Raw genomic sequence first — 26,654 nt, 5'->3', positions numbered from 1 at the left:
TCAAGTGTTTCCCTGTTAATACAGCAATGAATAAAAGCAAGTGGAAGACCCCAGCATGCTTGACATTTGCGCCGGCACCGGCCGTTCTTCGCCCATGGGACTGAGGACGGGCTGGAAGGCGATAGCGGCGCTGCCGCTTCTATTCGCATGTGGGCATTCGGCTGCCCTCGGCGAGCCGGTTCCGCGCGCCGCCCCGGCGGCCGGTTCCGTCATCGCCCGCAAGACGGGCGAGGAGGTCCGCTTCTTCGACGTTTCCGCCTGGAACCACGTCGACCTCAACCAGGACCTGCTGATCGGCGACGAACTGCGCACCAACGCGGTCGGCCAGCTGGCGATCCTGTTTTCCGACGACACCCAGATCCGCCTCGGCCGCAACTCCTCGCTGCTCGTCCGCCAGATGGGGGCGACCGGCGACACCGTGCTGGATCTCAACAGCGGCAGCATCTGGGCGCGCGCCCAGCGTGGCGGGCGCGGCCTGAAGGTGGAGACCCCCGCCGCCGCCGCCGCCATCCGCGGCACCGACTGGTCGCTGACGGTCGACGGCGACAAGACCTCGCTGGCCGTGCTCGAAGGCACGGTCGAGCTCACCAACGCCCAGGGCAGCGTCCAGGTCCGCCAGGGCGAGGCCGCCGTCGCCCGCATCGGTCAGGCGCCGCAGAAGGTCATCGTCGTCAACTCCGACGACCGCGAGCAGATGCTGTTCTACCTGCCGCTGCGCGACGCCTTCGTCTACATGCAGGCCTCGCCGCTGACGGCGCAGGAGATGCGCGAGGCGATCGACCGCATAGAGCAAATCCCGGAACAGGCTCGCAGCGCCGAAGACTGGCTGACGCTTGCCGAGGCGCAGTTCACGCTGGATGGCCGGCAGAAGTCGGTCGCCTCGCTGGACAGGGCGCGCGCCATGTCGCTTTCCACCGCGGGGCGCGCCCGCCTCGACCTGATGGACGCCATGGTCGCCGGCGCCGAACGCCGCTTTTCCGATGCCGCCGGGCTCTTCGCCCGCGCCGCGCCGGGCCTCGATCCGAAGCGCGCCAGCGTGGCCGATTTCGGCGGCTACTTCGCCCGCGCGCTGGCCTATCCCGATCGTCTCGAAAAGCAGCCGCGTCATGTCACCGGCCCGAACGGCGCCTTCGGGCAGGCCTATGCCGCAGGTTTCCTCGACAGCATCCGGGCAAGCCTGGAGGTGCTGAAGGGGGCCGAGAAGAAGTATCCCGACGACCCGCGGCTGCCGGGCTACCGCTCCGCCTTCGCCTTCATCATCAACGACCGCGAACAGGTGAAGGAAGCGATGGGCCGCGCGCTGGCGCTGGATCCGAACCAACCCTACGGGCTATGGTCGCTCGCGCGCTATCAGGGCGGCATCGAAGGCGATGTCGACGCCGCGATCGCCACGCTCGAAAAGGCGGTGAAGGTCGCCCCCGGCTGGAGCACGCTGTGGAACGACCTGGGCAACGCCCAGGACGCTCGCGGCGACTGGCAATCGGCCGAAAAAGCACTGAAGCGCGCGATCGAACTCGACCCCGAGGATGCGCTGGCCCGATCGAACCTGGCTATCGTCTATCTGCAGCAGGACCGGGTACGGGAGGCCAAGCGCGAGATCGATCGTGCCATGGCCAGCGACCCCGGCTTCGATCTCGCGCTGGTCGCGCGCGGCCGTTACCATCTATCGACCGGCGAACTGGAGAAGGCGACAGAGGACCTGCTGGCCGGCACCGTCGCCAATCCGGCCTATGCACAAGGACAGCTTGCACTGGCCATTGCGCAGCAGGAGCAGGGCAATCGTATCGCTGCCCAGCAGGCGCTGGACAACGCCGACAGGCTCGATCCGAACGATCCCGTCGTCCCGTCGCTCAGGGCCAGCATCGCGATGGACGAATACGATTCCGACGGTGCCATTGCAGCGGCGCAGGAATACATGCGCCGGCTGCGCGCCATCGGTGCGGATCATGCCGCCATCAGCTTCAACCACGACGCCGGTTCAACCCTCAACAACGCTTTCCGCCTGCAGGGCCTCAACGCCTGGGGCCAGTACTACGGCGACATCACCTTCGACCCGTTCACCGGCTCCTCCTATGTCGACCAGACGCTGCGCGGCAGCGTCAATCCGTTCCTGAACAACTACCTCTACGGTGGCGACGGCATCGAACCGAGCCAGAACAAATCGACTTTCTCGTCCTTCATGCAAGGCCTTCTGTACGACCCCCATATGCTCGCAGGCCCGTCAGCACGCCCCTACTACATCCGCCACCCCTTTTCGGAAGTGGAGCTCGGCTACGGCATCTCAACCTACAACGGGGATTCGCGGCCGATCTACCAGGGCAGTTGGAGCAGCTTCGCCAACTGGCCTTTCCCGGTCAGCAGCTACGTCAATCTCGAATGGGCCAAGACGCCGCTCACGGGCAATATCGCGTTCCCTCACTCACGCTTTGACGGCGAGTCCGAACTCGTAAGCGGCACCGGCTACTTCACGGCGACACCGACGCCTGGCAACAGAGTCGTAGTCTATGCACAACACGGAGACGGAACGCTTGATCTCCCCTACTCTTTTCTCGAAGCACCCATAACCTTCGCTCGAAACGACGACTTCAAGACCACCGAATTGGGCGTCGGCTGGAGCCATACGATCAGCTTCGAAAACGTCATCAACACAGCGTTCTTCTACAGCGACACTGACCAGAACCAGCAGGTTTCGATAACAGCCGGCGGTGACACGCTCGTAGTCAACCAGCGGGCGTCGCAGACCTCGTACATAGGCGCCCTCAACCACACGGTTTCGACGGGCAACCTGACATGGCGATACGGCGTCGAGGGTGGCGTCATAGATTTCGACTATGCATCGGACATAACGGACGTACCGGATTCGCAATCGACCTCGCGAGTGGACTACGGCCGAATCTATTTGGACGTGCTGCATGACATCAACCGGCAGGTCAAAGCCGAGTACGGGGTGTTCGGCACCTACGCAAACGGCGACCTCGCCGATACAAGGCGGCTCGAACCACGCATCGGGCTCGCCTACGCCCCCGCCGACGGGCAATGGCTCCGCGGCGCGTTCATCCGGCAGAGCTACGACTACGGCGCCAACACGCTTGCGCCGGTCAGCATCGTCGGCATCCAGCCGAACCAGACCGGTCTCGCAATCGACGGCTACGCGGATACCGTCGCATTCAAGTGGGACGCCGAATGGACGGACTGGTTCTTCACGGCGCTCGACTACCAGCATCAGGACATGAACAGTCTTGCCATCGGCTATCCCACGATCTGGCCGTCCACGTTCTTTCCCAACTCGGTGGAGCTTTCCGAAGGCCGTATCGATCGCACCAGCCTGACGTCGAATGTCCTCATCGGCAATGGCTTCGGCGTTTCCGGTACGGTTGCCTACACCGACTCCAAGAACAAGGATCCCTCCAGTTTCGACTATGGCGATACTTTGCCCTTCGTGCCGACGTGGTCGGGGCAGATAGCCCTGACCTGGGTGAATGAGGCCAACGTCAAGGCGACCGTCGCCGGCAACTACATCGGCACACGCGCCGGAAGCCTGACATCTTTGGACGGTAGCCTTCCCGTCGCCCGCATGGACCTCGCCGCCTTCTGGACCCTCGATGCCAGCGTCACCTGGGAGCCTTTCGACAAGCGCGTCGAGATGAGCCTCGCCGCCTTCAACCTGCTCGACGAGGACTTCGAGGTCGCGACCGGCATTCCGGGCTGGGGACGGAGCTTCAAGGGCACCCTCAAAGTGCGGTTCTGATGCCCCGGGCCTGGCCGTTCCGCTCCGGTGCCGTCCTGGACGCCGGGCCCCGACCGAGCCGCAGGCTGCGGCTCGTGCTCCTGACGCTGGCCGCCTTCCTCATCGTCTCCGCGCTCACCCGCTTCCCATTCTGGACGTTGCAGGAGCTGCGCAGCTTCGACTATCTCTCGACGCTCCACGACCCCGCCCCTCCGGACGACAGCCCGATCGTGGTGGCGATCGACGAGCCGTCGCTGGCCGAGATCAACGTGCAATGGCCCTGGCCGCGCGACATTCATGCGCGGCTGATCGAGGCGCTGCGGGCGGCCGGCGCGAAGGCCATCGGGCTCGACATCATCTTTGCCGAGCCCTCTGCGCCGGAGGCGGATGCGGCACTCGCAGCGAGTCTCGGCCCGGACGTCGTGCTCGCCGGCGACGAGAGCGTGATCGTCACCCCGCAGGCCGAACAACTGGTGCGCACCACGCCGCTGCCGGCCTTTTCCGAGGCGGGCGCGGTCACCGGGCTCGCGTCCATCTCGCTCAGCGGCGACGGCATCTTCCGCGACCTGCCCCGCTACGAGGACGGCTTCGCCCGCCAGATCGCCCGCATCGCCGGCCGGCCGGCCGAGTTGCCGGCGGGGGAATGGATGATCCAGTCCTACGGCCCCGCCCGCAGCTATCCGACTGTCTCCTACTACCAGGCGCTCGACCCGCAGGCCTTCCTGCCGGAGGGCTTCTTCCGCGACCGCGTCGTCATCGTCGGCCTGAGCCTGCAGAACGCGCCGGAGATCAACCACGGCGGCGCCGACGCCTTCGCCACGCCCTACACGGTCCACACCGGGCGCCTGGTGGCGGGCGTGGAGATCCAGGCGACCATCTTCGACAACATCGTCAACGCCAGCGCCATCCGCCGGGCCGGGGCGCCCGTCGTCCTCGCCGGCATCGCGCTCGCCGCGATCCTGGCCGCCGGCACCGTGTGGCGCTCGACGCGCTGGCAGACGGCCGTGATCGCGCTGGGAGCGGCCCTCGGCTTTGCGGCCATCAGCTTCCTGCTGATCCGCCATGCGGGGCTGTTCGTCTCGCCGCTCGGCCCGGCGCTCGCCTTTGCCTCCGTCGCCGTCGGGCAGGCGGCCTTCGACTATGCCGACGAGCGTCGCAACCGCAAGCAGATCACCCGCGCCTTCTCGCAATATCTCTCGCCGGCGCTGGTCGAGCGGCTCGTCCGCGATCCGTCGCAACTGCGCCTCGGCGGCGAGCGGCGCACGCTCTCCATCCTCTTTTGCGACGTGCGCGGCTTCACCACCATCGCCGAGACGATGAAGGACGATCCCGAGCAACTGACGACGCTGATCAATCGCCTGCTGACGCCGCTCTCCGACATCGTGCTCGGCCACGGCGGCACGATCGACAAGTACATCGGCGACTGCCTGATGGCCTTCTGGAACGCGCCGCTGGACGACGAGGACCATGCCAACCATGCCGTGGCCGCCGCGATCGATATGCTGGCCCGCATGGAGACGCTGAACGACGAGTTGAAGCGCGAGGCCGCCGAGCGCGGCAGCGTCCACCACCCGCTGAAGATCGGCATCGGCATCAACACCGGCGAATGCGTCGTCGGCAACATGGGGTCCTCGCAGCGCTTCGACTATTCGGTGCTGGGCGACGCGGTCAACCTCGCCTCTCGCCTGGAAGGCGCGTCGAAGAACTACGGCGTGCCGCTACTGATCGGCGAAGCCACCGCCATGCTGGCCGACCGGTTCGGCGTGTTCGAACTCGACCGCATCACGGTCAAGGGGCGCACGACCGCCTCGCCCGTCTTCACCGCCCTTGCCGGCGTGCCTGAGGAAGCGCTTCTGCAGCACCGACGCCTCGTGGCCGCCCGCGAGGCGAAGACGCTCTCGGCGGCCGACCCGCTCTTCGACCGGTTGTCTACCGCGCTGCCAGCCCTCTCGCCTTACTATACGATCGTGCGGGCCGAACGGGCCGCCGGTACCGGCTGAGCGGTCTCGCGCGGCGATGAAACCCGCAGCCTGAGCCGTCCTAGAGTTTGTCAGGGAAAAGTGGAATCCGGTTTTCCCGATAAGACAAACGACAACAAGGAAGGCGAGAGTCTGACTGCTTCAGCATGAAGCTGAAAGACACTCGTCGTTGGAGTGCCAATTCACCCCGCCACGCCCCTTCGGTTGACATCGCGTTGCTAAGCTTCGACAGTGACCGGGGGCTGAATTTTCTTGGAGGACAAGGGTTTATGCGTGCGTTCATCGGTTTCCTCTGCGCCCTCCTGTTCACCCTCGCGCCAGGCCTTCACCCCGGACATGCAGCCGAAACGCGGCGCACCGTCGTCACGACTGACAATGCCGACTATTTCGGCTTCGACCTGCGCACCGTCCAGAACGTCACGCTCGACCAGTGCAAGGCCCAGTGCATCGACGACCTCTCCTGCCGCGCCTTCACCTACAATCCCAAGGTCAAGTGGTGCTTCCTCAAGTCCGATTTCAGCCAGTTGAACGGCTTTGCCGGCACGGTCGCCGGCAAGATCGCGCTCACCGACGGCGAAGCCGATATCGGTGCGGCACCGTCGCTCACCTTCATCTCCGACAATCTGCAGCAGGAAGCGCGCGCGCTGCGGTCCAGCCTGTCGCTGCTGAGCGCGCAGGACGGGCAAGGGGTCGAGAGCCTGGCCGCTCTCGGCCGGATCGAAGCCTCGTCCAGCCGTTATTCCGAAGCGCTCGACGCCTACAAGGGCGCCCTGTCGCTTTCTCCCGACGACCGTTTCCTCTGGACCGAGATGGCGCAGACGGCGTCGCAGACGACCGACAACAGCTACCTCACGGGCCAGGGCCCGCTGGCCGCGCTCAACGCCTACTGGTTGACGCGGACCACCTCTGCGCGGGCGGAAGCGCTCGCCGTCCTTGCGCTCGCCCTGGACAAGTCCGGCAACTACCGCGCCGGCATCGATGCCTACAAGGAAAGCCTCGCGCTCGCGGACGATGCGATCGTGCGCGCTGCCTATCTCGATCTCAAGGCGCGCCAGGGCTTCCGCCTCGTCCAGCATACGATCGACAACGACAGCGTCAGCCCGCGCGCCTGCGTGCAGTTCTCCGAGCCGCTGATGAAGGTCGGCACCGACTATGCGGGCTTCGTCACCCTCGACGGGGCAGCACCCAAGGGCGTCGAGGCCAAGGACAACCAGATCTGCATCGAGGGCCTGAACCATGGCCAGCGCTATCGTCTCGCCTTCCGCCCGGGCCTGCCGTCTTCGGTCGACGAGAGCCTGGAGGCTCCCGTCGAGCTCGACATCTACGTCCAGGACCGTAGCGCCAGCGTGCGCTTCACCGGCGACAGCTTCGTCCTGCCGAGCACGGCCCGGCGCGGCATCCCGATCGTCTCCGTCAACACCGACAGCGCCGACCTGAAGCTCTACCGCGTCGGCGACCGCAGCATCGCCGCCCTTCTCACCGGCTCGCAGTTCCTGACCCAGCTCGACGGCTACGGCGCCAGCCGCATCGAAAGCGAACTCGGCGAGCTCGTCTGGCAGGGCCAGATCGACATGCAGCGGGACCTGAACAAGGACGTCGTCACCTCCTTCCCCGTCGACGAGGCGCTGCCGGAACGCAAGCCCGGCATCTATGTGCTGACGGCCGCGGCCTCGAACGGGCCGAAGCGCGACTGGGATGCGAAGGCGACGCAGTGGTTCCTCGTCTCCGACATCGGGCTTTCCACCTTCGCCGGCACCGACGGGCTGCACGTCTTCGCCCGCGCGCTCGGCAGTGCTGCGCCGATGGCCGGCGTGGAGCTGCAACTGCTCGCCAAGAACAACGAGGTCCTCGGCACAGCGACCACCGACGCGGACGGCCGCGCCACCTTCACCGCCGGCCTGATCCGCGGCACGGCGGCGACGATGCCGGCCGTGCTCACCGCCCGCAACGGCAGCGCGGACTACGTGTTCCTCGACATGACCCGCGCCGGCTTCGACCTTTCGGACCGCGGCGTCACCGGCCGCGCGGCACCCGGCGCGATCGACATCTTCGCCTGGACCGAGCGCGGCATCTACCGCGCCGGCGAGACTGTCCACGCCGCGGCCCTTGCCCGCGACGTCGAGGCGAACGCCGTGGAGGGCCTGCCGCTCACCTTCGTCTTCACCCGCCCGGACGGCGTGGAGGACCGCCGTGTCGTCAGCAACGACAGCCGGATCGGCGGCCACGCGATCGACTTCCCCGTCCAGCCGAACGCCATGCGCGGTACCTGGACGATGCAGATCTTCGCCGATCCCAAGGCGCCGTCGATCGGCGAGAAGACCTTTCTCGTCGACGACTTCGTGCCCGACCGTACCGAGTTCGACCTGACCAGCGAGGCAACCGAGATCATCGGCGGCACGCCGGTGGCGATCGACGTCGACGGGCGCTATCTCTACGGCGCCCCCGCCGCCGGCCTCGAGATCGAGGGCGACGTGGCGCTGAAGCCGACACGGACGAGCGAGGCCTTCAAGGGCTATGTCTTCGGCCTCGCCGACGAGGAGGCGATGGAGGAGAACCGCATGCCGATCGAGGGGCTGGAGCCGCTCGACGAGGACGGCAAGGCGCGCTTCGAGGTCGATATCGCCGAGCGCCCGGCGACGACGCAGCTTCTCAACGCCGACATCACCCTGCGCATGAGCGAGGCCGGTGGCCGCGCCGTCGAGCGCGCGCTGACACTGCCGGTGCGCCCCGAGGGACCGATGATCGGCATCCGGCCGGCTTCGGACGGTGGCGTTGCCGAGAATTCGACCGCCCGCTTCCACGTCATCGTGGCGAGCCCCGACGGCCGCAGGCAGGAGGTGTCGGGCCTGCCCTGGAAGCTTCTCAGCGTCGAGCGGAACTATCAGTGGTATCGCGAAGGCTCGTCCTGGCGCTACGAGCCGATCCTTTCGACCAAACAGGTCGAGGCCGGCGTGATCGACGTCGGCCCGGACGGCGCCGACATCGCAGTCCCCGTCGGCTGGGGCCGCTATCGGCTGGAGGTCGAGACCGCGGCGACGGACGGCCCGACGACCAGCATCGAGTTCGATGCTGGCTGGTATGTCGAGGCGACTTCGACGGAGACGCCCGACGCGCTCGAGATCGCCCTCGACAAGGAGAGCTATGCGGTCGGCGAGACGGCGAAGCTCAAGGTGTCCTCGCGCTATGCCGGCGAACTTCTGGTGACCAGCGGCACCGAGACCCTGATCTCCGTCAGCACGGCCGAAATCGGCGACAGCGGCGGCGAGGTCGAGATTCCCGTCACCGCCGACTGGGGCGCCGGCGCCTATGTCACCGCTACGCTCTATCGCCCCGGCGACGCCCGGGAGAGCCGCATGCCAATGCGGGCCATCGGCGTCAAATGGCTGAAGGTCGACCCGGCCGGGCGCAAGCTCGCCGTCACCCTCGATGCCCCGGAAAAGACCCTGCCGCGCCAGCCGCTCGACATTTCCGTCTCGGTTGCCGGAGCCGGCGCGAACGAGGACGCCTATGTCACGGTCGCAGCCGTCGATGTCGGCATCCTCAACCTCACCCGCTACGAGGCACCCGATCCGGACGGTTGGTATTTCGGCCAGCGCCGCCTCGGGCTGGAGATCCGCGACCTCTACGGCCGCCTGATCGACGGCTCGCTCGGCGCCACGGGCAGGCTGCGCACCGGCGGCGACGGCGGGCAGACGGCGGTGGAGGGCAACCCACCGACGCAGAAACTGGTCGCCTTCTTCTCCGGGCCGGTAAAGCTCGACGGCGAAGGCAAGGCCAGGGTCTCCTTCGACATCCCCCAGTTCAACGGCACCGCCCGCGTCATGGCCGTCGCCTGGTCGAAGGAGGGGATCGGTCACGCCGAGCGCGACGTCATCGTCCGCGACCCGGTCGTCGTCACGGCGAGCCTGCCGAAATTCCTGGCGCCGGGAGACCGCGCCAGCCTCCGGCTCGACATCGCCAACACCGACGCGCCGGCCGGCGACTACCGACTGGCCGTCACCCACAACGCCGCCGTGATGATCGAACAGACCGGTGCAGAACAGACCGTGCGGCTGGAGGCGGGCGGCAAGACCGACCTGACCCTGCCGCTGATCGGCGGCGAGGTGGGCGCAGGAACCGTCACCGTCGCGCTTTCCGACGGCAGCGGCCAAAGCTGGGAGCAATCGCTCGACATTCCCGTCCGCCCCGCCACCCTGCCGGTCACCACCCGGCGGGTGCTGGAGCTTGCCGCCGGCAGCAGCCTCACGATCGACGACCAGTTGCTGGCCGACAGCCTGCTCGGCAGCGCCTCCGCAGCGCTCAACGTCTCGCGCGCCTCCGCCTTCGACGTCCCTGCCCTGCTGATGGCGCTCGACCGCTACCCCTATGGCTGCGCCGAGCAGACCACCAGCCGCGCCTTGCCGCTGCTCTATCTCAGCGAACTGTCGAAGGAGAGCGGCCTGCCCGACGACGTGGAGACGGGCAAGCGGGTGCAGGACGCGATCTACCGCGTGCTCTCCTACCAGTCCTCCTCCGGTAGCTTCGGCCTCTGGGGCCCGGGCTACGGCGACCTCTGGCTCGATGCCTACGTCACCGACTTCTTGACCCGCGCCCGCGAGCAGAAGTTCGAAGTGCCGGAACAGGCGATGGTGCAGGCGCTCGACAATCTCCAGAACGCGCTGTCCTACGACAACAACGTCAAGGAGCGCGGCAACGAGATCGCCTATGCGCTCTACGTGCTGGCCCGCAACCGCAAGGCCGCGATCAGCGACCTGCGCTACTATGCGGATACGCGGTTGTCGGAATTCCCGACCCCGCTCGCCAAGGCGCACATCGCAGCCGCCCTCGGCCTCTATGGCGATGCGCAGCGCTCCGGCCAGATCTTCGGGCAATCGCTGCGCATGGCGGGCGACGTGACCAATGTCAGCCTGGTCCGGTCCGACTACGGCTCGGCGCTCCGCGACGGCGCGGCCGTCCTCGCACTCGCCACCGAGGCGCGCCCGGCGCCGGCGATCGTCCCCGAACTGGCCCGGATCGTCGAGCACGAATGGGAGCGCAGGGCCTATACCAGCACCCAGGAGCAGAGCTGGATGCTGCTCGCCGCCCGCGCCATCCGGGGGCAGGACAATTCTCTCAAGCTCGAGGTGAACGGCGCCGGTCATGACGGCCGCTACGCCGCCCGCATGAGCGGCGAGGACTTGCTGAAGAAGCCGGTGACGGTGGTCAACCGTGGCGGCGAGCCCGTCTCGGCCGTGCTGACCACGATTGCGGCCCCCGTCCAGCCGCTGCCGGCCGGCGGCGACGGCTTTGTCATCGAGCGCAACTACTACACGCTCGACGGCGAGCCGACCACCATCTCCGAGGCCCGCCAGAACGAGCGCTACGTCGTCGTGCTGAAGGTGCACGAGGACAACACCTGGCCGTCGCGTGTGCTGATCACCGACCTGCTCCCGGCAGGGCTCGAGATCGACAATCCGAGCCTGGTCAACAGCGCCAGCCTCGCCAATTTCGACTGGATCGGCGAGGTCGAGGCCGCCCATACCGAGTTCCGCAGCGACCGCTTCGTCGCCGCCTTCGACCGCTCGGGCTCGAGCAATGACGACATCACGCTCGCCTATGTCGTGCGCGCAGTGACGCCGGGCACCTACGACCACCCGGCGGCGAGCGTCGAGGACATGTACCGCCCGCAGTTCGCCGCCCGGACCGCGACCGGCCGCATGCAGGTACTGGCGGAATAGGAGACGGCCCGTGTCCCTCTTCCGCTTCGGGATACTGGCTCTTCTCGGCAATGCGGTGCTCGGCACGGCATTGCTGCAAGGGCTGAACCGCGCCGACGAGGCCTTTCCGCCGCCGATCGAACGGGCGATGGAAACCTCCCGCGAAGTGGTGGATGCCGACGGGCGCCTGCTCAGGGCCTTCGCGACCTCCGAAGGCCTCTGGCGGCTGCGGACGACGTCTGATGACGTCGATCCGCAGTTCGTCCGGATGTTGCTCGCCTATGAGGACCAGCGCTTCCACGCGCACAGCGGCGTCGATCCGCTGGCACTCCTGCGCGCCGCCGGCCAGTTCGTCGGCAACGGCCGCATCGTCTCCGGCGCCTCGACGCTGTCGATGCAGGTCGCCCGCCTCATCGAGCCGCGCGACGGCCGCTCGCTCCTGGCCAAGGCCCGGCAGATGGCGCGCGCGATCCAGCTCGAACGGCGGCTGACCAAGACGGAGATCCTCGACCTCTACCTGACCCACGCTCCCTATGGCGGCAATCTGGAGGGCGTGCGTGCGGCGAGCCTCTCCTATTTCGGCAAGGAGCCGGAGCGGCTCTCGGTCGCCGAGGCAGCCCTGCTCGTCGCCCTGCCGCAATTGCCCGAACGGCGCCGGCCGGATCGCTTCCCGAAGATGGCCGAAGCGGCGCGCGAACGCGTGCTCACCCGCATGGCCGTCTCGACCGTGATCGGTGAGGGCGAGGCCGAGCGGGCGGGCAGCGAAGCCGTCCCGATCCGCCGCCTGCAACTCCCGGCCCTTGCGCCGCATCTTTCCGAACTTGCGCTGCGCAAGGACCCGGCCCGCCAGCGCCACGAGACGACGATCCGCCGCGGCGTGCAGCAGGCGCTGGAAGCGGTTGCCCGCAGCGCCGCCGAGCGGCTCGGGCCGAAGCTCTCCGTTGCCATGGTCATGGCCGACGCCCGCACCGGCGAGATCATAGGCGAGGTCGGCTCGGCCGGCTATTTCGACGCCTCCCGCTCCGGCTGGATCGACATGACGCGCCAGATCCGCTCGCCCGGCTCGGCGCTGAAACCCTTCATCTACGGCCTCGCCTTCGAGGAGGGGCTGGTGGCGCAGGAGACGATCGTCGAGGATCGCCCGGCCGACTTCTTCGGCTACCGGCCGCGCAATTTCGACATGAGCTATCAGGGCGACGTGAGCGTACGCCAGGCGCTGCAACTGTCCCTCAATGTGCCCGCGGTGCGGCTGCTCGACGCCGTCGGGCCGACGCGGCTCATGGTGCGGCTGCGCCGGGCCGACGTCCGCCTGGCGCTGCCCGCCGCCGAAGCGCCGGGGCTTGCCATCGCGCTCGGCGGCGCCGGCATCACCTTGCGCGATCTGGTCCAACTCTATGCGGCGCTTGCCAACCAGGGCAAGGTGGTTCGCCTCGGCAACGGCATAGAGCACCCGCCCGAAGTCGTCGTCGGCGATCCACTGGTCGAACCGGCCGCCGCCTGGAACGTCAGCGACACGCTTTCCGCCGTTCTGCCGCCGCGCGGCAGCCGCAGGCTCGGCATCGCCTACAAGACCGGCACGAGCTACGGCTACCGCGATGCCTGGTCGGTCGGCTATGACGGCCGGCATGTGCTCGGCGTCTGGGTCGGCCGCGCCGACAACGCCGCCGTCCCCGGCCTGACCGGCTACGAAGCAGCCGCCCCGATCCTGTTCGAGGCCTTCTCGAAATCCGGCATCGCCGTCACCCCGATACCGGGGGCGCCGGCGGGCGCCCTGCGCATCGCCCAGTCGGAACTGCCGATCGGCCTGCGCCGTTTCGCCCGCACCGCATCCGGCCTCGTCGCCGCGACCGCCCGGGAGCCCGCACCCCAGATCGTCTACCCGCCCGAGGGCGCCCACGTCGAACTCGGCGCCCGCACCGGCGGCGACATCGCCCCGCTGGCGCTCAAGCTGCAGGGCGGCCGCGCCCCCTTCCGCTGGCTCGCCAACGGCCGCATGCTCCCCGAAAGCTCCCGCCGCCGCACCACCCAATGGACCCCCGACGGCGCCGGCTACTCGACCCTGACGGTGATCGACGCCGTCGGCCGGGCCGCAAGCGTGCGGGTGTTTGTGGAATAGCGCCGCAGGATCCGGCTTCAGCCCGATGGTACGCCGGCTTCCAGAGCCGTTGCAAAGCCCCCGCAAGCGGGGAGAGGGGGCCGAGACGTCGCGGCATCCCTCCTTCTCCCCGCCTGCGGGGAGAAGGTGCCGGCAGGCGGATGAGGGGCGGCCGTGCCCCAAGCCGTTTCTTCTACCACCTCCCGCGCCACTGCCGGTGAAGGTCCGCCCCGCCAAGGCGGCCAGCAAAAGCCCCTCACCCCGGCCCTCTCCCCGCAAGCGGGGAGAGGGGGACCGAGGCGTCGCGGCATCCCTCTTCTCCCCGATGGGGAGAAGAGGCAATCGCGGTATCCTTACTCCGGCTCCTCCTCCACCAGTCGTAGGAGCACCGCGCCCTCGCCGACCTGGTCGCCGGCCGCCACCGCCACCGTCTCGACCGTGCCGTCGCGCGGGGCGGCCAGTACCAGTTCCATCTTCATCGCCTCCATGGTCACCAGCGGGTCGCCCCGTTCGACGGCTGCCCCCGCAGTCACCTGGACGAGACGCACGAGCCCCGGCATCGGCGCGACGAGCACGTCGCCGCCGGCTTCATCCTCGCCATGCAGGCCGGCCGCTTCCTCGGCGTGGAAGACATGGCTTTCGCCCTCGGCAAAATGCGTGATCTGCAGCCCGTCGCGCACGACGGTCGCCCCGACGCTGCGATCGCCGAAATCGGCCAATACGCTCCCCCCGGCACCGTTCCGGATCGTAAGCGAGAGCCGGAGATTGCCCACGGCGACGTCGAAGCGGTGGCCGCCTGCGGCCGCGACACGGACCTCCAGCGCCTGGCCCTCCTGCTCGATGAAGACCGATTGCCACGAAGCGCCCCACAGCCGGAAGCCGCGCAGGCGCTGCCAGGGATCGTCCTCGCCCGGAGGATCCAGCAGGCCGAGTGCCGCGATCGCGGCCAGCGCCTGCACGCGCGCACTGGGGAAGGGGTTCGGCAGCAGCGTCGCCGCCTCCCGCTCGATCAGCCCCGTATCGACATCGCCGGCCGCAAAATGCGGCTCCCGGCAGAGCCGGCCGAGAAAGCCGGCATTGGTCGTGACGCCTGCGATCCGGCACTGCGAAAGCGCGCCCGAGAGCCGGCCGAGCGCCTCGGCGCGGTCTTTGCCGTGGACGATCACCTTGGCGATCATCGGATCGTAGAACGCGGCGATCTCATCGCCGGCGCGCACGCCGGAATCGACGCGGACGCCGCCCGGAACGTCGAACAGTGCCAGCCGGCCGGTGGAGGGCAGGAAGTCGCGCGCCGCATTTTCGGCATAGAGGCGCGCCTCGAACGCCCAGCCGTCGATCGCAAGCTCCGCCTGCGCCTTCGGCAGCGGTTCGCCCGCGGCCACGCGCAATTGCCACTCGACCAGGTCGAGACCGGTGATCGCTTCCGTCACCGGATGCTCGACCTGCAGCCGCGTGTTCATCTCCATGAAGAAGAAGCGGTCGGCCCGAAGCCCATCGGAGACGTCGGCGATGAACTCGACCGTGCCCGCGCCGCTGTAGGAGATCGCCTGCGCGGCGCGCACCGCAGCCGTCCCCATCGCCTCGCGCATCTCCGCCGTCATCCCCGGCGCCGGCGCCTCCTCGATCACCTTCTGGTGCCGCCGCTGCGCCGAGCAGTCGCGCTCGAACAGATGGACGACGTTGCCGTGGCTGTCGCCGAACACCTGCACCTCGATGTGCCGCGGCTTGGCCATGTATTTCTCGACCAGCACGCGGCCGTCGCCGAACGAGGCCTCGGCCTCGCGTCGGGCGCTGGCGAGCGCCGCCGCGAAGGCGGCCGGCCTGTCCACCCGCCGCATGCCCTTGCCACCGCCGCCGGCCCGCGCCTTGATCAGCACAGGATAACCGATGGCCTCGGCCTGTGCGGAAAGGAACCCGGCTTCCTGGTTTTCCCCGTGATAGCCGGGCACGACGGGTACGCCCGCCTGCTCCATCAGCGCCTTGGCCGCATCCTTCAGCCCCATCGCCCGGATCGCCTGCGCCGACGGACCGATGAAGACGAGCCCGGCCGCTGCCACCGCCTCGACAAAGTCGGGGTTCTCGGAGAGGAACCCGTAACCCGGGTGCACCGCCTCGGCGCCGCTTTGCCGGCAGGCGTCTAGGATCGCGCCGCTGTCGAGATAGCTCCGCGCCGCCTCTGCAGGCCCGATGCGGAAGGCCTCGTCGGCCATCTGCACGTGCAACGCCGCGCGGTCGGCGTCCGAATAGACCGCAACGGTGGCGATGCCGAGCTTGCGGGCCGTCCGGATGATCCGGCAAGCGATCTCGCCGCGGTTGGCAATGAGGATCTTCTTGAACATCGTCTCTCCCGGACAGGCCCGGTTGCAGGTGCCGTCATGTCGCCCGGCCCCCGGCGAACCCGGGACCGGACCATTGCCTTGCCGTCACACCGCACTCACTGGGCTGCGACCGCCTCGACCTCCAGCATCCACCGTTCGTCGAAGATGCCGCAGATCACCACCGTCATCGCCGGCGCGACGGCGCCGAGATATTCGCTGCGAAGTTCCCGGTTGGCGGTGGCGTGCTGCCGGTCGGCAAGATAGGTCGTCAGCTTGACGAGATTGGACTTGTCCATGCCTGCAGCCTTGAGCTGCGCGTCGACGTTGCGCCAGACCTGGCGCGCCTGCGCCTCGAAGCCGTCGGGCACCTTGTCGTCGGAGTCCGCCGGAATCTGGCCGCTGACGAGGAGCAGCCGGTCATACGCCTCGAGCTTCACCGCTTGCGAATACCCCCCGTGCGGGTTCGGTGCATTCTTCGCGTTGATGTTCTCCCGTTTCATGGTCGTCCTCCAGTTGGATCTACATGCGGAACAGGCCGAAGCGCGTGGGCTCGATTGAGGCATTGAGCGCGGCGGACAGGGACAGGCCAAGGACATCGCGAGCCTTGCGCGGATCGACGATGCCGTCATCCCAGAGCCGCGCCGAGGCATAGAGCGGATGGCTCTGGCGTTCGAACATCTCGATCGTCGGACGCTTGAACTCCGTCTCCTCCTCGGCCGACCATGCGGCCCCCGAACGCTCGATCCCCTCGCGGCGCACGGTGGCGAGCACGCCGGCCGCCTGCTCGCCGCCCATCACGGCGATGCGGCTGTTCGGCCAGGTCCAGAGAAAGCGCGGCGAATAGGCCCGCCCGCACATGCCGTAGTTGCCCGCACCATAGGAGCCGCCGATCAGCATGGTGATCTTCGGCACGCCGACGGTGGCGACCGCCGTGACCAGCTTGGCGCCGTGCTTGGCGATACCGTCCGCCTCGTATTTCCGCCCGACCATGAAGCCGGTGATGTTCTGCAGGAAGATGAGCGGCACGGAGCGCTGCCCGCAGAGCTCGATGAAATGGGCGCCCTTCAGCGCGGCTTCGGAGAACAGCACGCCGTTGTTGGCGACGATCCCGACCGGCATGCCGCAGATCGCCGCGAAGCCGCAGACGAGCGTGGTGCCGAAGCGCGCCTTGAACTCGTCGAAGCGCGAGCCGTCGACCATGCGCGCGATCACCTCGCGCACGTCGTAGGGCACCTTGGTGTCGGAGGGCACGATGCCGAGGATCTCGTCCGGATCGTAGAGCGGCGCCTCGCCCTCGCCCTTCCTCGGCAAGGGCTGCTTGCGGCCGTTGAGATTGCCGGCGATCCGCCGCGCCAGCGCCAGCGCATGCCGGTCGTCGCGCGCCAGATGGTCGGCGACGCCGGAGAGCCGCGTGTGCACGTCGCCGCCGCCGAGGTCTTCGGCGCTGACCACTTCGCCGGTGGCAGCCTTCACCAGCGGCGGCCCGGCGAGGAAGATCGTGCCCTGGTTCTGCACGATCACCGTCTCGTCGCTCATCGCCGGCACATAGGCGCCGCCCGCCGTACAACTGCCCATGACGACGGCGATCTGGGCGATGCCCTTCGAAGACATCTGCGCCTGGTTGTAGAAGATGCGGCCGAAATGGTCGCGGTCGGGAAACACCTCGTCCTGGTTCGGCAGGTTGGCGCCGCCGGAATCGACGAGGTAGATGCAGGGCAGCCGGTTCTGCTCGGCGATCTCCTGGGCACGCAGGTGCTTCTTCACTGTGATCGGATAGTAGGTGCCGCCCTTCACCGTCGCATCGTTGCATACGATCATGCATTCGAGCCCCGAGACGCGGCCGATGCCGGCGATCATGCCGCCACCCGGCGAGGCACCACCGTAGAGGCCGTGCCCGGCCACGATCCCGATCTCCAGGAAGGGCGATCCGGGATCGAGCAATTGCGCCACGCGGTCGCGCGGCAGGAGCTTGCCGCGCCCGAGATGGCGTTCGCGCGCCTTCGCCCCGCCGCCCTCGAACGACTGCGCGGCCGCTGCCTCCGCCGTCGCGATCGCCTCCAGCATCGCCGCCCGGTTGGCGGCAAATGCTTCGCTGCGCGGGGAAATGCCGGACCGCAGCACCGCCATCACGCAGTCTCCTGGAAGATCTCTCGTCCCATCAGCATGCGACGGATCTCGGAGGTGCCGGCGCCGATCTCGTAGAGCTTGGCGTCGCGCAGGAGGCGCCCGGTCGGGTAGTCGTTGATGTAGCCGTTGCCGCCGAGCGCCTGGATCGCCTGCAGCGCAGCCTGCGTCGCCTGTTCGGCCGCATAGAGGATGCAGCCGGCGGCGTCCTTGCGCGCGGTCTCCCCCCGGTCGCAGGCGGCGGCCACCGCATAGACATAGGCGCGGGCGGAATTGAGCGCGACATACATGTCGGCGACCTTGCCCTGCATCAGCTGGAATTCGCCGACCGGCCGCTCGAACTGCTTGCGCTCGTGCACATAGGGCACGACGACGTCGAGGCAGGCGGCCATGATGCCGAGCGGGCCGCCGGAGAGGACCACGCGCTCATAGTCGAGGCCCGACATCAGGACGTTGACGCCGCGCCCCTCCCCGCCCATCACGTTTTCCGCCGGTACATCGCAGTCGGAGAACACCAGTTCGCAGGTGTTGGAGCCGCGCATGCCGAGCTTGTCGAGCTTCTGCGCGGTCGAAAATCCCTTGAACCCCTTCTCGACCAGGAACGCGGTAATGCCCCGCGGCCCGGCATCGGGATCGGTCTTGGCATAGACCACGAGCACATCCGCATCGGGTCCGTTGGTGATCCACATCTTGCTGCCGTTCAGCACGAAGCGGTCGCCGCGCTTCTCCGCCCTGAGCTTCATCGACACCACATCCGAACCGGCGCCCGGCTCGGACATGGCGAGCGCCCCGACATGCTCGCCGGAAACGAGCTTCGGCAGATAGGCCGCCCGCTGCGCGTCCGAGCCGTTGCGCATGATCTGGTTGACGCAGAGGTTGGAGTGCGCGCCGTAGGACAGGCCGATGGAGGCCGAGGCCCGGCTGATTTCCTCCATCGCCACGCAATGGGCCAGATAGCCCATGCCCGCCCCGCCATAATCCTCCGAGGCGGTGATGCCGAGCAGGCCGATATCGCCGAGTTCCCGCCATAGCGGCATCGGGAAGGCGTTGCTGCGGTCGACCTCCGCGGCGATCGGCGCGATCTTCTCCGCGGCGAACCGGCGGACGGTGTCGCGCAGCGCCTCGACGTCCTCGCCGAGCCCGAAATTCATTCCGGCCGTATACATCCTCACATCCTCCCGCAGCGATCGCCCGGCACGGCTGCCGGGCCTTGCCGGACTGCCGGAAGGCTATGCCCGGCGACAGCGCCCGACACAGCGTCGCGCCCCGTCGCCGGCCCGCCTCCCGCAGAACCGCCAGCGTTCCTCCCGAACGCCAACTCCTGACATAGGGTGCCATTTTCTCGCGGGGAGAGCGATCCCCATTTTATCCCCAGCCCAATTCGGCGGCCCCGATCGCGGTGAAATCGCGGCCCCGAAAGCGGCACCGAAAAACGGTGAAAAAAGCTTCACGGGGCCTATTGACGCCGCTCGGGCTTTTGTGGTCTATGCGGCCACATCGGATGGGCGTGTAGCTCAGCGGGAGAGCACTACGTTGACATCGTAGGGGTCACAGGTTCAATCCCTGTCACGCCCACCATTCGAATTCGGAAAGGCCTTTCGGGAAACCGGAAGGCCTTTTGCATTCCTCCCGTATGCGAGAACGCCTGCCTCTGCCGGCGATTGCGGCGGGCACCGAAGTCGACTATCCAGACGGGCGAACACGAGGGGCAGATCCCCTCCGCGGGCCTTTCGAACAAGACGGCTGTGCACTACGGGAGACGACACCTTGAAGCCTGGCGCGCGAAGCAACCACCCTCAGGAACAGTTTCACCTCGCCATGCTGGCGCTCTACGACACCTGCGCCGGTCTCGGCTTCCGCCCCGTGCTGTTCCGGCGCTACGTCATCCTCAACGGCGGCGTGGCGGCGGCGAAGGAACTCGTCTTCAAGCCCGGCACCACCGGCCTCGAGCGCCTGATCGATCTCGGCAGGAGCGAGGTCTCCATGGAAGCCACGATGCTGCGGAGCGAATTCCAGCCGCTGTTCACGGCCGGCGAACTGAAGGAAGCGCGCGAGCGGCTGGCAAGCGCGAACCGCACCCGTTCGCGCGGGCGCCTGACGGCGCAACCGACGGAGCGCCGCAGCTGACGAATGTCGCGCAAAAGCGCGTAGCGGCCTTGCGACGACATGCGGCAGGTTCGGTTGCATGGCGTCGACACATGAGACGCAATACCCTTCGATCGCGTCACGCCATGAGACTTATAGGAGACGATGAACAGACTTCATGCGGGTGTCCGAAAAGCCCCTGCGGGATCCCCGATCCTGCTTGGCCCGGTGACCGGTCACAGGGCGGGCAGACGGCACCTGGCCTCAGGCGTGCAGGCGGCGTCGTGCGATGGTCGGGGCCTGCAGATCGAGCAGGGCGTCGTCGCGCCCCTGCATGCGGGCTTCGGCAACGATGACGGCAATGGTTTCGGTAATGATGCGCGAGCAATCCGGCGACATCGCCGGAAGCATGAACCGGGCATCACTGGCCTGCATCTTCGCTAGGGTACTGCCAAGCAGCGCCCCCCATTCCTCCGGCGTTCGAGCCATGGAATTCCCCTTTGAAGCGTGATGATTTTGGCTGGTCTTTTAATTTGTGAGTATATAAACACAACCATACACATATTTCCACAAAAATGTGGGAACTTACCGAGAATAAATCACGGACGTCGGACGTTTCTCCCTGCAAGTCGATCTGGACGGCAGCGCCCCTGCGCCGCCGCGATTTCACGCGCCCCGATTGCAGACGACCGAGTTGCCCTCTGCGCGCACCGTAACTTTAAAATTATTGTATAAAAACAATAAATAGACAGCTCTCCTAAGGACCTGCCGCAGGCGTACCAACACTTTACGCTCCTCCGTGACGAGGAAGGCAAGCTATCTCACATAAACGAGGGTTTAGGTGGATTTCTCATTCCACGCGAGGGAAGTCGTGTGGTTTTGTGATGCGCCCGCTACTGTGCCGGTTGTGGAGCCGGCCGTGGGGCCGGTTGTGTCGCCAGCCGCGAGGATTCCTGCGCCTGATCCTCGAACACCAGCGCCGGATCCACCTTGCCGGCGAGCCTTTCCTCCGACGGCGACATGGTCAGAAGATCGATCGGCGTCGCGACCGTGGTGGCCGCCACGCGGCCGATGCCCCCCGCCGTGCCGGCGACGATGGCGGTGATGCCTTCGCCGAGCGAGACGTCCGAATCCGTCAGCGTCTGGCCGTTGACCAGCCGTTCGCCGATCAGTTGCACGATCTGCGGGCTTTCGGCGAACTTGCCGTGGGCCAGCCGGTCGCCCGTCTTCACATCGGTCAGGTCGACCACCGTGATTCCTGCTTTCTCGAACTGGCTGCGATAGGGTTCGTCGGCGGGGTTGATCTGTCCAAGGCGCTGCACGTCGCCGGAGATGAAGCGGGAAAGCGCCAGCGCCTTGTCGTCCTGCGAGACGAAGATGGTGAAGGTCGGCCTGTCGACGCCGAGTTCCGACCACTGGCGGGCAAACACGTCGATATCGAGGTCCGGCGAGGCGAGGACGACGTTTTCGATCTTCGAAGCGACCCGACCGTCGCGGATCGCCATCTGGCGCAACGCCTCCATCGCCAGCCAGGTCCCCATCGAATGGGCGAGGATGGTGATGTCGGTGACGCCCTTTTCATTCTGCAGCGCCTTCAGCAGCCGCTCCAGGCCGCTGCGGGAATAGTTGGTGCTTTCCTTGTCGTAGTTGTAGTCGAAGACCTTGGCGCGCGACGGCCAGGTGAACAGCACTGGCGTTACCTGCGCGTCCGAATCGTGAATGATCTGGGCAAAGCGGAACACCGCGTCTTCATAGCGGTTGTTGAAGCCGTGCACGAAGACCATCACGTGGCCGTTCCTGTTGTGCACCTGGAACCATTCCTGGCCGCCCTCGATCGAGGCCAGTTGCTCGACGCGCAGGACCGCGAAATCCGTCTCCGGATTGGGCGGCAGCTTCTTCGGCCACTGCACGCTGCCGGGCTTGCGGTTCTTGTCCGGCGGGATCGAAACGGCGATGTCGGTCAGGTAGGGATGCGCGCTGCGTTCGCCGGAGAAGAGCGTGTTCGGATCGCCGGACGGCGTGCGCGTCGTGGCCACCAGCATGTCGACGGTCGAGGCACCCGGGACCGCCGCCGTTTCGGTGATCGGCGCCATGTAGCCCTTCTTGCCGCCGCATGCCGCAAGCGCCACCGAAAGCGACAGGACAATCGCGATACGCCACACACTTCGCATCCCGTCACACCCTATATTGACCAAGCCGCGCGACGCGCGCTCCCCATATCTTAAGCATTGTTTAATGAGCAATGCGAAGGCAGGCAATCGGTTATCGCTCGCGAGCGTGGACCGGAGAAGGAAAGGCTGCGGGCCTGCGGCGCATCGGCCACAATGCCGGCGGGAAGACCCTGAGATGAGCCGGGCCCGGCCTGCTCAGGCCCCGTCGGCATCCTGCCGGCGGCCGCGCAGAGCAGGTGCGAGGTCGCGGACGGCCGTGTCCAGCATCCGGTGCGAGGCGGCGCGCGCCGCCGCCTTGTCGCGCAGCCGCAGGGCCTCGACGAGATCCCTGTGGATTGCGAGCGCCTCGTCGCGATGGTCGATCACCTCGTTGGAGCGGTGCAGCGAATACATCAGCCCGGCATGGATGATGGAGGAAAGCTGGCGGAAGACCTGGTTGTGGCTCGCCTTCAGCAGGATCTCGTGGAACTGCACGTCGGCGCGGGTAAAGGCTTCGGTATCGGTGCCAGCGTCGCGCATCCTCGTCCACGCCGCCTCGAGATCGGCGATCTCCTGCACGCTCGCCCGTTCTGCGGCGAATTCGGCCGCGACGGGCTCGACGGTACGGCGCGTCTCGAGAATGCAGCCGAGCAGGTCGAGATCCTGGATGCGCGGCCCCATCCATTCGAGGATCTGCGCATCGAGCAGGTTCCATTCCGCCTTGTCGCAAACCACGGTGCCGACGCGCGGACGGCTGTGGAGCAGCCCCTTGGTGGCGAGGATCTTCAGCGATTCCCGCACCACGGTCCGGCTCACGCCGTACATTTCGCAAAGATCGCTTTCCCTGGGAAGCACGCTGCCGACCGGGTAGCGCTCGGAGCAGATGTCGAGACCGAGAGCGGTCGTCACGTTCTTCTGCACCCGCGGCCTGCGGGCCTGCGGCGCATCCTTGCCGCCAACATCGGGCAAGCCCGTGCGATCAGCCTCATGTCCAGTCGCAGGCCCTGTCACAGGCCCCGCCTCCAACCCAGTATCCACGTCCAAATCAACTCCCCCGACGCAGCTTCGCGCCCCGCCTCACCATCGATCCCGCATGGCTTCGGTGTCAATAGGTTTTTGTCGGACTTAATTCAAAAATAGTATGACGAATACAGGAGGGGTGCTGCGGAACAGCCATTCGCCGATGAAAGAGTCAACCGTATCACACAGCCGCTTCGCATCAATTGACTTTTGCAGACATTGTGCATAACTGCACGGACCCATTGCCGCAGGAGCCTGCCATGCTTGCCGAGATCCCCGCAGTCCTCGTCCTCAACCCCCGGGATAATGTCGGCGTCGTTCCGGCCAACCTCGATGCCGGGCGTGCGCTGCCGAACGGCGTCGTCACCGCCGAGCGCATCCCGCGCGGCCACAAGGTGGCGATCGCCCCGATCGCCGAGGGCACGCCGGTTCTGAAATACGGCCAGATCATCGGCTATGCGACCCGGGCGATCCGGCCGGGCGAGCATGTCCACCTGCAGAATCTGGCGATCCTCGACGTCGCCCTGAAGCACGAGTTCTGTGTCGACAACGCGCCGCCGGTGATGGTGCCGGAGGCCGAAAGGCGCACCTTCGACGGCTATGACCGCGGCAACGGCCGCATCGGCACCCGCAACTATATCGGCATCCTCTCCACCGTGAACTGTTCCGCCACGGTCTCGCGCTACGTTGCCGAGCACTATGCGAGAAAGTTCCGCGAGGCCGGCCACGACAACATCGACGGCGTCGTGGCGCTCACCTATGGCGGTGGCTGTGCGCTGAACCTCAAATCCGAGGGCGGCCGCATCCTCACCCGCACCTTCAAGGGCTATGCGCGGAACCCCAATTTCGGCGGCATCCTGATGATCGGGCTCGGCTGCGAGACCTTCCAGTACGGCCCTCTCGTCGAAGAGGCAGGGTTGGAGGAGGGCAAGACCTTCCGCACCATGATGATCCAGAACCAGGGCGGCACCCGCAAGACCATCGAAGCCGCCTGCGAGATGATCGACGACATGCTGCCGGACGTGGGCGCGATCCGCCGCACGCCGCAGCCGCTCTCCGGCATCAGGCTGGCGCTCGAATGCGGCGGTTCGGACGGCTATTCCGGCATTTCCGCCAACCCCGCCCTCGGCGTCGCCTCGGACCTTCTGGTCAAGGAGGGGGCGACGACCGTTCTCTCCGAGACCCCCGAGATCTACGGCGCCGAGCACCTGCTCACCCGCCGTGCCGCTCGCCCGGACGTGGCCGAGAAACTCCTGTCGCGCATCGACTGGTGGCGCGACTACACGGCGAAGAACGACGCCGAACTGAACAACAACCCCTCGCACGGCAACAAGGCCGGCGGACTGACGACGATCCTGGAAAAATCGCTCGGCGCCGTCGCCAAGGGCGGCTCGATGCCGCTGAATGCGGTCTACGAATATGCCGAGGAGGTCAAGGAAAGCGGCTTCGTCTTCATGGACACGCCCGGCTACGACCCCGCCGCCGTCACCGGCCAGATCGCCGGCGGCTGCAACCTCGTGGCCTTCACCACCGGCCGCGGCTCCGTCTCCGGCTACAAGCCCGCGCCCTGCATCAAGATCGCCACCAACACGCCGATGTACGAGCACATCAAGGACGACATGGACATCAATTGCGGCACCATCGTCGACGGCACCGAAACCATCGAACAGGCCGGCCGCCGCATCTTCGACTTCGTCGTCGAGACGGCCTCCGGCCGGAAGACCGCGAGCGAGGCGTTCGACTACGGCGACAACGAGTTCGTGCCGTGGCAGGTGGGAGCGATTACGTAAGCGACGTCCCGTCGGAACGGGCCTCGCACAATTTTCATCGGTGAAAATCGGATGCCGTGTCGGATCGGCATGATCCCGTTCGTCCTCAGGCCGTCTATTCCGACGTTTCAAAAGGATCACGACCATGCCGAACACGATAAATCTGCACCGCGTCCTCGCCACCACCCCGGAAAAGGTCTATCGCGCGTTCATCGAGGCGGACGCGCTTGCCAAGTGGCTTCCTCCGAACGGCTTCATGTGCACGGTGCACCACCTGGAACCCAAGACCGGCGGCACGTTCAGGATGTCGTTCCGGAACTTCACGACCGGCAAGAGCCACGCCTTCGGCGGCGAATTTCTCGAACTCGTTCCCGGCGAGCGCCTGCGCTACACGGACAGGTTCGACGATCCCAACCTGCCCGGCGAAATCGAAGTCACGGTGACGCTGAAGAAAGTATCGGTCGGAACCGAGCTGGCGATTACGCAGGCCGGCGTGCCGGACGTGATCCCGCCCGAAGCCTGCTATCTCGGCTGGCAGGACTCGCTGCGAAACCTGGCGAGGCTCGTGGAGCCCGAGATCGACGAATAGCGCATTGCAATCGACCGTGTCGGCGCCTCAATGACCGATGTCGCCGACATAAACTGAAACCTCCGGCCGGTGCGCCGCGCGAAACTCGGTGACGCGCCCGATCACCTTGGGCAGCGAGATCGCGATGTGGTGGCGGAGCGCCTCGGCCGCCGCCTCCACATCCCCCGCTTCCAGCGCGGCAAACACCACCAGATGCTCGGAGATGAACGGCTCGTCCTGCGGCATCTCGTGCGAGACCCCCATGATGTGTTTCGAGACGTTGAGCATGAACCTTGCCCGGCGCAGCGCGATCAGGATCTCGCGATTGGGGCAGTGACCGAGGAGGGTGATGTGCAGGTCGGTCTCCATTCCGTCCATCTCCGCAAGCGAGAGGTCGGGATAGTCGGCGAGCGCGCGTTTCAGCCGCGCCGTCATCGCGGCGCGCTCGTCCTCCGGCATGAGCGGAAACGCCTGTCTCAGCGCCACCGGCTCCAGCGCCACGCGGATGTCGTGCAGGTCGCGCATGCGCGTTTCGTCGAGCGGCACGATGGTCCAGCGCATGCGCTCGTCCTTCTCGACGATGCCAAGGCTTTCCAGCCGGGTCAGCGCATCGCGCGCCACCTGCCGGCCGACGCCCTTGGCGCGCGCCAGCTCCACCTCGTTGATGCGATGTCGGCCGAAGACGGAGAGGTGCACCATCTCGCGCTCCAGCGCCTCGTAGATCGCCTCCCAGGCCGGCACCTTGCGCAGCGCCTGCGCCTCGCAGCCGTCGCCGAACATCTCTGCGGTCAGGGCGATCCGGCGCGGCGCTTCCCGGCCCGGGCCGACGATGAAGCCGCGCCCCTCGAAGCGGCGGATCGCGCCGGCGGCTTCCAGCAGCGCAAACGCCTGGCGCACCGGCGTCCGGGTCGAGGAAAAGATGCCGGCCACGTGCCCCTCGAGCAGGAGCGCACCCTTCGGCAGCCGTCCGGCGGCAATGGCCCCGGCGAGCGCATCGCGGATGCGCAGGTAGAGCGGCCCCGTCTCCGCCGCCTCCGTCCTGTCGGCCCCTATGCTGCCGGCCTGATCCTTCGCCATCGCCCTTCCCATGCCTTCCGAAGGCGGACAGTCTCACAAATGCCTC

Annotated in this window: 15 protein-coding genes and 1 tRNA gene; 8 read left to right on the top strand and 8 right to left on the bottom strand. The window is 67.1% G+C overall.

The window, feature by feature from the left end; translation table 11 throughout:
- Window positions 1-55 precede the first annotated feature (55 nt).
- The 4 genes from LQK81_RS13575 to pbpC all read left to right on the top strand — a co-directional run bounded on the left by LQK81_RS13575 (window position 56) and on the right by pbpC (window position 13,518).
- Window positions 56-3,748: a FecR domain-containing protein gene (locus LQK81_RS13575; RefSeq protein ID WP_230806891.1), complete on the top strand. Its 3,693-nt coding sequence runs from the start codon at window positions 56-58 to the stop codon at window positions 3,746-3,748.
- Window positions 3,748-5,727: a CHASE2 domain-containing protein gene (locus tag LQK81_RS13570; protein ID WP_230806890.1), complete on the top strand. Its 1,980-nt coding sequence runs from the start codon at window positions 3,748-3,750 to the stop codon at window positions 5,725-5,727. The genes LQK81_RS13575 and LQK81_RS13570 overlap by 1 nt, the downstream gene beginning before the upstream one ends.
- 248 nt (window positions 5,728-5,975) lie before the next feature.
- Entirely contained in the window at window positions 5,976-11,423 is a 5,448-nt protein-coding gene (locus LQK81_RS13565) for an alpha-2-macroglobulin family protein (RefSeq protein WP_230806889.1), read from the top strand.
- A gap of 31 nt (window positions 11,424-11,454) precedes the next feature.
- Entirely contained in the window at window positions 11,455-13,518 is a 2,064-nt protein-coding gene (pbpC, locus tag LQK81_RS13560) for a penicillin-binding protein 1C (RefSeq protein ID WP_230807137.1), read from the top strand.
- A gap of 332 nt (window positions 13,519-13,850) precedes the next feature.
- On the opposite strand, the gene LQK81_RS13555 is transcribed toward pbpC, so the two are convergent.
- The 4 genes from LQK81_RS13555 to LQK81_RS13540 form a co-directional block, all read right to left on the bottom strand.
- Window positions 13,851-15,836 (bottom strand): acetyl/propionyl/methylcrotonyl-CoA carboxylase subunit alpha, encoded by a 1,986-nt coding sequence (locus LQK81_RS13555; protein ID WP_230806888.1) that lies wholly within the window; start codon window positions 15,834-15,836, stop codon window positions 13,851-13,853.
- A gap of 95 nt (window positions 15,837-15,931) precedes the next feature.
- Window positions 15,932-16,315, bottom strand: coding sequence for a RidA family protein (locus tag LQK81_RS13550; protein ID WP_230806887.1), 384 nt, complete (start codon window positions 16,313-16,315; stop codon window positions 15,932-15,934).
- A 19-nt stretch (window positions 16,316-16,334) separates the two neighbouring features.
- Window positions 16,335-17,942 carry a carboxyl transferase domain-containing protein gene (locus LQK81_RS13545; protein ID WP_230806886.1) on the bottom strand — a complete coding sequence of 536 codons (1,608 nt, stop codon included), beginning with the start codon at window positions 17,940-17,942 and terminating at the stop codon, window positions 16,335-16,337.
- Window positions 17,942-19,090: an isovaleryl-CoA dehydrogenase gene (locus LQK81_RS13540; protein WP_230807136.1), complete on the bottom strand. Its 1,149-nt coding sequence runs from the start codon at window positions 19,088-19,090 to the stop codon at window positions 17,942-17,944. Before LQK81_RS13540 ends, LQK81_RS13545 begins: the two co-directional genes overlap by 1 nt.
- Before the next feature lie 352 nt (window positions 19,091-19,442).
- Between LQK81_RS13540 and LQK81_RS13535 the strand changes: the two genes are divergently transcribed.
- Window positions 19,443-19,517 (top strand) — tRNA-Val (locus LQK81_RS13535).
- Between the two features lie 189 nt (window positions 19,518-19,706).
- Entirely contained in the window at window positions 19,707-20,066 is a 360-nt protein-coding gene (locus LQK81_RS13530) for a hypothetical protein (protein ID WP_230806885.1), read from the top strand.
- 222 nt (window positions 20,067-20,288) lie between these two features.
- On the opposite strand, the gene LQK81_RS13525 is transcribed toward LQK81_RS13530, so the two are convergent.
- The 3 genes from LQK81_RS13525 to LQK81_RS13515 all read right to left on the bottom strand — a co-directional run bounded on the left by LQK81_RS13525 (window position 20,289) and on the right by LQK81_RS13515 (window position 23,143).
- Window positions 20,289-20,513, bottom strand: a complete 225-nt coding sequence (locus tag LQK81_RS13525; RefSeq protein WP_230806884.1) for a hypothetical protein — start codon at window positions 20,511-20,513, stop codon at window positions 20,289-20,291.
- Between the two features lie 404 nt (window positions 20,514-20,917).
- Complete coding sequence (locus LQK81_RS13520) at window positions 20,918-22,195, bottom strand: alpha/beta hydrolase (protein WP_230806883.1); 1,278 nt, start codon at window positions 22,193-22,195, stop codon at window positions 20,918-20,920.
- A 195-nt stretch (window positions 22,196-22,390) separates the two neighbouring features.
- Window positions 22,391-23,143 carry a FadR/GntR family transcriptional regulator gene (locus LQK81_RS13515; protein ID WP_230806882.1) on the bottom strand — a complete coding sequence of 251 codons (753 nt, stop codon included), beginning with the start codon at window positions 23,141-23,143 and terminating at the stop codon, window positions 22,391-22,393.
- 311 nt (window positions 23,144-23,454) lie between these two features.
- Here LQK81_RS13515 and LQK81_RS13510 point away from each other — a divergent pair, with 311 nt between their 5' ends.
- Complete coding sequence (locus tag LQK81_RS13510; protein ID WP_230806881.1) at window positions 23,455-24,984, top strand: UxaA family hydrolase; 1,530 nt, start codon at window positions 23,455-23,457, stop codon at window positions 24,982-24,984.
- 124 nt (window positions 24,985-25,108) lie between these two features.
- The gene (locus LQK81_RS13505; protein ID WP_230806880.1) at window positions 25,109-25,552 is read left to right on the top strand and encodes an SRPBCC family protein; all 444 of its coding nucleotides are present in this window, start codon (window positions 25,109-25,111) and stop codon (window positions 25,550-25,552) included.
- 27 nt (window positions 25,553-25,579) lie between these two features.
- On the opposite strand, the gene LQK81_RS13500 is transcribed toward LQK81_RS13505, so the two are convergent.
- Window positions 25,580-26,608, bottom strand: a complete 1,029-nt coding sequence (locus tag LQK81_RS13500) for a GntR family transcriptional regulator (RefSeq protein WP_230806879.1) — start codon at window positions 26,606-26,608, stop codon at window positions 25,580-25,582.
- Between the last annotated feature and the right edge of the window lie 46 nt (window positions 26,609-26,654).

It is taken from the genome of Rhizobium sp. GN54 (genome assembly GCF_021026345.1).
In the GTDB taxonomy this organism is placed as follows: domain Bacteria; phylum Pseudomonadota; class Alphaproteobacteria; order Rhizobiales; family Rhizobiaceae; genus Mycoplana.
This window is presented reverse-complemented; position numbering and strand designations above follow the sequence as displayed.